The organism is Aliivibrio sp. EL58, from assembly GCF_900312675.1.
Classification (GTDB): domain Bacteria; phylum Pseudomonadota; class Gammaproteobacteria; order Enterobacterales; family Vibrionaceae; genus Aliivibrio.
On sequence record NZ_OMPC01000005.1, the window covers coordinates 61,597 to 68,838 of the forward strand.

Annotated in this window: 10 protein-coding genes; 8 read left to right on the forward strand and 2 right to left on the reverse strand. The window is 35.1% G+C overall.

Annotation, left to right across the window (positions count from 1 at the left end; all coding sequences use genetic code 11):
- Positions 1 to 85: 85 nt before the first annotated feature.
- The 6 genes from ED622_RS07290 (at position 86) to ED622_RS07315 (ending at position 3,246) form a co-directional block, all read left to right on the forward strand.
- Positions 86 to 310 carry a helix-turn-helix transcriptional regulator gene (locus ED622_RS07290; protein WP_060990848.1) on the forward strand — a complete coding sequence of 75 codons (225 nt, stop codon included), beginning with the start codon at positions 86 to 88 and terminating at the stop codon, positions 308 to 310.
- Positions 311 to 375: 65 nt separating this feature from the next.
- Positions 376 to 921: a toxin YdaT family protein gene (locus tag ED622_RS07295; protein WP_122033253.1), complete on the forward strand. Its 546-nt coding sequence runs from the start codon at positions 376 to 378 to the stop codon at positions 919 to 921.
- A 140-nt stretch (positions 922 to 1,061) separates the two neighbouring features.
- Positions 1,062 to 1,769: a helix-turn-helix domain-containing protein gene (locus ED622_RS07300; protein ID WP_122033254.1), complete on the forward strand. Its 708-nt coding sequence runs from the start codon at positions 1,062 to 1,064 to the stop codon at positions 1,767 to 1,769.
- A gap of 9 nt (positions 1,770 to 1,778) precedes the next feature.
- A complete protein-coding gene (locus ED622_RS07305) occupies positions 1,779 to 2,507 on the forward strand; it encodes an ATP-binding protein (RefSeq protein WP_122033255.1) in 729 nt (242 codons plus the stop codon).
- Positions 2,504 to 2,698, forward strand: a complete 195-nt coding sequence (locus ED622_RS07310; RefSeq protein ID WP_122033256.1) for a hypothetical protein — start codon at positions 2,504 to 2,506, stop codon at positions 2,696 to 2,698. The genes ED622_RS07305 and ED622_RS07310 overlap by 4 nt, the downstream gene beginning before the upstream one ends.
- Entirely contained in the window at positions 2,695 to 3,246 is a 552-nt protein-coding gene (locus tag ED622_RS07315; RefSeq protein WP_122033257.1) for a hypothetical protein, read from the forward strand. The genes ED622_RS07310 and ED622_RS07315 overlap by 4 nt, the downstream gene beginning before the upstream one ends.
- On the opposite strand, the gene ED622_RS07320 is transcribed toward ED622_RS07315, so the two are convergent.
- Positions 3,247 to 4,380, reverse strand: coding sequence for an HNH endonuclease (locus ED622_RS07320; RefSeq protein WP_122033258.1), 1,134 nt, complete (start codon positions 4,378 to 4,380; stop codon positions 3,247 to 3,249).
- Positions 4,380 to 6,506, reverse strand: coding sequence for an AAA family ATPase (locus tag ED622_RS07325; protein ID WP_122033259.1), 2,127 nt, complete (start codon positions 6,504 to 6,506; stop codon positions 4,380 to 4,382). The genes ED622_RS07320 and ED622_RS07325 overlap by 1 nt, the downstream gene beginning before the upstream one ends.
- 173 nt (positions 6,507 to 6,679) lie before the next feature.
- On the opposite strand from ED622_RS07325, the gene ED622_RS07330 reads away from it, so the two are divergent.
- Both ED622_RS07330 and ED622_RS07335 read left to right on the forward strand, forming a co-directional pair.
- Positions 6,680 to 6,892, forward strand: coding sequence for an HP1 family phage holin (locus ED622_RS07330; protein ID WP_122033260.1), 213 nt, complete (start codon positions 6,680 to 6,682; stop codon positions 6,890 to 6,892).
- The coding region (locus tag ED622_RS07335) for a glycoside hydrolase family protein (RefSeq protein WP_122033261.1) at positions 6,873 to 7,242 on the forward strand (370 nt) is incomplete at its 3' end. The genes ED622_RS07330 and ED622_RS07335, both read left to right, overlap by 20 nt.

Sequence of the window (7,242 nt, forward strand, 5' to 3'; positions counted from 1 at the left end):
TTAACACGTTCCGTGTAGAGAGTAAGCACACTTTTTGTGTTTACGGTTAGACACAAAGTGTGTATATTGCTTTCAGGAGGTATACATGAACAAAATTTCTGAACATAGGAATAAGGCCAATTATAGCCAAGCTGCTTTCTCAAGGTTGATCGGTGTAACCACATCAACCATCGGAAATTACGAACAAGAAATTCGTACACCGCCATTAGTTACGTGTTGGAAAATTATCAATGCATTTAGATGTATCGGTGTTGAATGTTCTTTTGAAGATATTTTTCCAAATTCATCAACTGATGAACTTAAAGAATAGCAGTGATTTTGAATATTTGGTGAGTAAGAACACTCTGGATAAATAACCAGTATTAAGGACAAACCATGATAACCAGTTTAAAAGGCGTTATGCGTAACGCCATAGAAGGGTGGCGATGCGAAGTAAGCAAAGAGTTTATTGCTCAGAAAGTCGCAAGCGCATATTTCAAAATGGGCTTACCGCAAGAAGTCGATGCACAACGTAAAGAGCTGCTGAAAGTTCCTGGTGCGGATGACAAGAACAACACTCAAAACTTCTTTCGCTACAACGAACGAAGCAGTGTTGAAGCCAAAGCAACCATTATGGATTTATTGCCAGCCATTATCAGCGTCATGCCAGTGGATAGGGCGTGTACTGCATTAAACCAATTTTTAAATCCACTTGGGTTCTCTGTTGCTGCCATTGGATCAAATCAAACTCAAATGAAACGAGATCAGCTATTGGCCCAATTTAGTAAAGAATCGGGTGAGGCACTCCGTTTTGTACTTCTGTTAAGTGAAAACGCAAGCATTGACCAGCTTCGCGCCGCTTTCAAAGAAGTTCAAGAAAGTGAACTCGCTCATGAGCCAATTTTAAATTATCTACAAACTTTAATTTCTAATAAGAAATAAGGACTTTGTGCAATGAGTCTTTCATATCAAAACATCCACGGCCAAATGCAGTGGATAGCAAGTAATCGTTTTATGCGTTGCGTTGTGACCAAATGCGAAGCTGAAGCTATTTTTAACCAGATGAAACAAAGGGCTAATCAATGAGTATGATCTTAATGGCAAAGGCCATGAGCATTAAAGTGGGGAATCCTACTCGTAAGCTTGTTTTACTTAAATTGGCCGATAACGCGAACGATAACGGTAAATGCTGGCCATCGTATGATCACATTGCTGAGATGTGTGAAATCGACCGTCGAACTGCCATGCGTCACATCAAAGCATTATCTGAATCTGGCTTAGTAACTCTGACTTATCGTAAGGGTGAAAAGGGTAATTCTAGCAACATTTATCACCTTCATTTAGATGGTGACAAATTGTCACCCCCTAGTGACACACGATCACCAAGGGTAGTGTCAGAGGATCACCAACCTAGTGATCCTGTGTCACCCAGAACCAGTCATAGAACCAGTCAATTAGAACCAGTAAAAAATATAAAAAAATCTTTGGTCGAAAATTCTGAAATTCCTGAAGAGTTAAATCTGGTTGCATGGCAGCAGTGGCTTGAGTATCGAGCAACCATCAAGAAGAAATACAAAACCCAACGTGGTGAGCTTACTGGCATCGCTAAGCTGCTTGAATTATCTCGCAACGATAAAAAACTACAGCAACGAATTATCGATCAATCCATCGACAACGAATGGCAAGGGTTGTTTGAACTCAAGACGAACACAGCAAGCCGCATGAACGAGATTGCGGAATATTCACCAGAGCTTGATGCGTCGCAGTTTGCCGCTCCCAAAGGTTACTAAGGAATTATCATGAATTTAATGGCTAGATTACAACAAATCGTTCCAGCGCATATTGTTCCCCACACACCAGAACGCATGGCACAAATTGCGAAGGAGTGCGAGCAGAGCGCATCAGACAAAGCGCGTGACAACTACCGAACAAGCCAAGTGCAATCCATCTTTGGACGTAGCGGTATCAAGAAACGTCACCTAAATTGCAGCTTTGAAAATTACATCACTGAGAACCAAGGCCAACGCCAAGCGTATAACCAAGCCAAAAACTGGCTAGTGAATTACCGCAAGGGCGCAACAAGCAGTTTTGTTTTCTCTGGTACACCAGGCACAGGTAAAAATCATTTGGCGTGTGCTATTGCGAACCGATTGATGGCACGTAAAACCTCTGTGCTTGTGATCACCGTAGCGGATTTGATGCTTAAAATTCGTGACAAGTACAAACCAAACTCAACCACGACTGAAGCGCARTTYATGAAGTACCTCGGCAATCTGGATGTATTAATTCTTGATGAAGTAGGGCTGCAACGCATGAGCGACCAYGAAAAACTGATGATGAATATGATCATCGATGCACGTTATACCAATGAGAAACCAACGGGCATTCTTACCAATCTTCAAACTGAAAACTTAACTGAGATGTTAGGGCCACGAGTGATGGAGCGTTTGCTAGAAAATAACGGCGAGTGGGTAACGTTCTCATGGCCGAGCTTCAGAAAGAACAAGAAATTACAGGCGGTGTCATGAAAGGGATTTTTTACGACGCAGGTGGTCAAGCCGTCAACATGGAACCATTAGCATTAAGCGCTGATTGGAACCAAGCGATTGCAGAAGCCGCTAAACATATCAAAGGTGAGGTGGTCACCATCGCAAACCGTTTTGCTCTTGTTGGTTCTGGTAAAACAAGAGTGCTTATTGTAGATGAGAGTAACAAATGAATATTGAACGTGTAATCGCAAAGTTTGATTTAAAAGGGATTAACTACGAGCCATCAAAAGGCGGCAAAGCGTTAATGACATTAGAAGAGTATCTCGCTACAGTAGGGATAGCATGGAAGCAATCACCTGTAGGTTTTTTGGTGTTGTTTGTAGAATGTTTGAATGATGCACAATCAGCAAAGCAGTTGTTTAAAGCAACAATGATTGAAGCAAACGAGATCATGAAAACATGGCGCGGAACTTATCCAGACAAAGCACTCAATGCAATGTGCATAACAGCGATTGCAGAGGCAACACAATCATTAGGCCAAATCTGCCCAGAGTGTAATGGCTCAGGGAAGGTGAAGGCCAAGAACCGCGTGATACGTAAATGCCCATGTTGCGATGATGGGCGTATCCAGTGGACTCAAGAAACCCGTTTTGCATACTTTTGTTTAACTTTGAGGATCACGTATTCACGCTTTCGCCGCTACATGCCAGTTATCAAAGCCTTGGTGGATTGGCTTTCTGATAAAAGGAATGCAGCGGCGTTGTCTGTGCAGGATTAATTAATATTGGTTATATGTATTTCTAATTTTAGTGGATGTTTTCTTTATTGGTTGATTTTGTTTATAAAAGTTAAAGAGCTCAGTAATTTTATCTTCAAATGACGAATTCTGATTAAATAGTGTTTGAGTTTTTATTGGAAATCTTTCGGCTATTTGATCATGAGCGGATAAAATTAAATGAGAGAAGGTTGCTATTTTATAACCAAGTAGCTCTTTTGTTGAATGATTAAAATGTATTGCTAACATTCCTGCCGAGTATGCCCAATGTTCAATATTATTTATATCATTTTCAATATAATTATTTATACTATTTTCAATACCAGAAAGGATTAGGTTTATTGCTCCTCTTTCAATACATAAGAACTCTCTATTTAATCCTAGAATATTAATTGAAACCATTGCTTTTATTTTTTCTTTTTTATTTAAGTTTTTCCTTGGTATTATTTTAACTATCATCTCACAAGTATTACTTGCAGGGACAGGTTCTTTATAAGTGAATAATACGTTTGGGTCATCAAAATATGGATTAAATAGTAGAGGGTATTCTCCGGTTAAACTATTTATGAATTTTAAATTTTCACGATGGTCAGTCTGTTTTTCTAAAAAAACTGGGAATAATGTTTTTTTGCCGTAGGCTAAGCCATGCTCAATATTCCCTGAGTCATCGTTATTATTTGGAGGACATATATACAATCCATTGTATCCTTGTCCAGTATTGCAACACTCACATGATGGTAATAAATTCAAATAATAATCTCCCCATAAAAAATAACCAAATTTACAGGTGCTGTTTTTTTTCAAAATGTATTTTCCAGAGCGAGAGTGCTCATTATTATAAATTTCATCGATGATTAAGTAATTTTTTCTAAATGTTAGCTCTGCTTTTGGTCTGTAATGTTCAACTGTTTCAGTTTGGGTATCCTTGATTAATTTTCCACAATAAGCACAACGACCATTATCTATATTTCTAATTAAAGTTTTATTTGAATTGTAGCCTGGGAAATGTAAGGATGCTTTACTATTTCCAGTTTGATTGTTTATTTTAATTAAATTATTAGTTCGAGATTCTCGAGACTCTTTTGATAAAAATTTCAAATTATTTGGTACTGATTTTAAAGGGCTTATTTTCCTCATTATAAATACTCATTGTTTTTAAGTTCTTTCAATAAAGTGTTTTTATTTGGTTGAATATCATCAGAATTATATAAATCCAATACAGAGCTTATTATAAATTCCCTATATGAATTTCCAAAATATCCACTATTAGCTAATTCATCTTGTAAATTATCAACCAAATCCCAATCTTTATTTTTTAAAGCCAAATGATAAGCATAAATTTTTGATTCGTAAGTTTTAAGTCTATTGATTGTGGATAATCCAAATATAGGGCTAGTCAATATTTGCTCTACACTATAGTTCTCTACATTTGGTAGATCTGTTTTTATATGTGTTTTACCTTCAATTTCCTTTAAGACGATAACTTGGTCTGATTTATCACAAGATGTTAGTATAAGAGGATCATGCGTTGTTGTTATCAATAATGTATTTGGAAAAACACGATTTAATTTAGCTAAGATATTTTTTTTGAACTTGGGGTGAAGATGCAGTTCCAGTTCATCAATTAGTATCATTGAATTTTCAAGAGCAAGCTTTAAATCAGATAATGTAAAGATTGTATTTTTAACAAAATATGTGATTACATACATAAAGATTGAAAAGACAGAGCGATAACCACTGCTTAAATGCTCAATTTCAATAAGGTTATTATTTGTTTTAATAAGAGCAACATTGTTGTTTATAATTAATTCTGAGCTGATAGGAAGGTCAAATAAATCAATTAAATTTTGACCTATAAAATCGAATATCTCTTTATTTTCTCTAATTTTAACTAGTAAATCAAGGTTTCTAGTCATTTGTGTAGATGATACTCTATTTTCATTTATTTTTATTACATAAAATCTTGAGTGATGACTACTTATTGATGGTTTTTTGCTTTTTTGTTCAATGATAGTGTCATCTAATTTATTTATATAATTAACATTAACTTTTGCTGATTTATACCCATTAGTTATTAAATTTATTAGGTTATTGTCTTGTCGACCAAAACATTTGTCTATTAATTCTAGAATACTAGATTTTCCTACACCATTCTCACCAATTATAATTATTGATTTTCTATTATTAATTGTAATTTCAGAATTATCTTGGAAGTTTCTAATTCCTGTAAATGTTATTTTATTAATTTTACTATTAGTAACTACTACATTGTTATTTTTATTATCACTTGCTCTTTGTAATATATTGTTGAAATCTAAGTGAAGGTTTTTTAAATTTCTAGCTTTGATGTTAGAATTAGCACGGTATGATTTTTTTAAATTGTGATTTAATATGCAGCAATAGTAGCGGGTTATGTGCTTATAAATATTTGGGTACTTATCAATTAATTTGTAAATGTCAATTGTATTCTTACTATACAATATTTCCTTTTTTTTAACTTCATCATGTTCATATTTAATTATATTATAATCTTTTTCAAGAATGAGATTGTTTTTTGAATCGATTAATAAATTATTTTTAATGTTTTCTTTTAGTGCAACATAGAAAATATAATCAAAATACTCACTTGAAAAATTTAGGTCTATAGGATTCTTAAATATAGGGATGTTCTTTTTAGGTTCTGAAATGTTTAACATTTCAGTTGAAATTGTATCAATTATTTCATTTATTACATTGCGTCTTCTAAGTAATAACCCACTCCTATTAAGAGATAGTTTATTTATAGTATTTATACCTTCATTTGTTTTTCCTATAAGCTCACCATTAAAATTAAAATGATAATCTGATTCATATGAATTAACATTTGGTATGGTGAGGAATGGCTTTAATGTATTTAATCCTTTTAGATTGCTTTTTATTTCTTTGGCTCTTCCTAAATACAACATATTTTTAGGGCCGAGTGCGGAATGACATTCATTACATAATGGATAATATGATTTTGGATCTGAGACTATCCATAAATTATACCCTAAACCATCATGAAGAAATGCTTTACGAACAACTACAGCTTCAGAACCACAGTAGTAACAGAATTCTTCATCGAAGTTATCGGTATCTTTAATTGTATATGGCTTGAGTTCATTTTTATATTTTTCATCTGAAAATAAATTATATTGATATTTTGATATTCCAATAGGTAGTTCTATTTTAAAAGTTAATTTGTTGAATTTTCTAGCGGATAAAGATTTTAAATTAATATACAAAGTACACCTCACTTTATAAATTTACGTTAATGAATTATTTGTCTTTACTATATTATAGATTTGAAGCATAATTACCACATTAAAAAACCTCGCCCATCCGGCGGGGTTTTTTTATACCTGCAATTTATGACGTTTACTGGCACCTTTCGGGGTGCTTTTTTTATGGGTGAAATATGCAAGAAAAGATAAGTTCTTTATCCGCGTATGTCTCTGGTTGGGCTTTTGCTTTGTTTGGTGCGTTCTCATTGCAAGATTGGATGAGCCTCGTTGGTGGGGTGTGCGTGGTGTCTACCGTGTTCATTAACCGYCATTACAAAAAGAAAACGCTCGAAGAAATTCGCAAACGTCCCATCAGCGAGAAATTATATGAAGAGATTAGCGACTAAAGCCATTTGTTCAGTGGGAGTCATACTGGGCGTTGTCTTTGGCATTGATTCCAATTTGGCTACCAGCGAACAAGGTTTATCGCATATCGCAAATTTGGAGGGGTGCCGAACACAGGCCTATCAATGCAGTGCCAATGTATGGACTGTCGGGGTAGGCCACACCAAATCAGTAAAACCCAATACTGAACTTTCAAACCAAGATATTGCGACCCATTTTGTAAACGACATTTCCTCTGCAGAAACCATTGTAAACAACGCCCTTAAAATTGAAGTTACCCAAGCTCAATACGATGTGATGGTGAGCTTTGTGTTTAACCTTGGTGCTGGTAACTTCCAACGCTCAACACTGC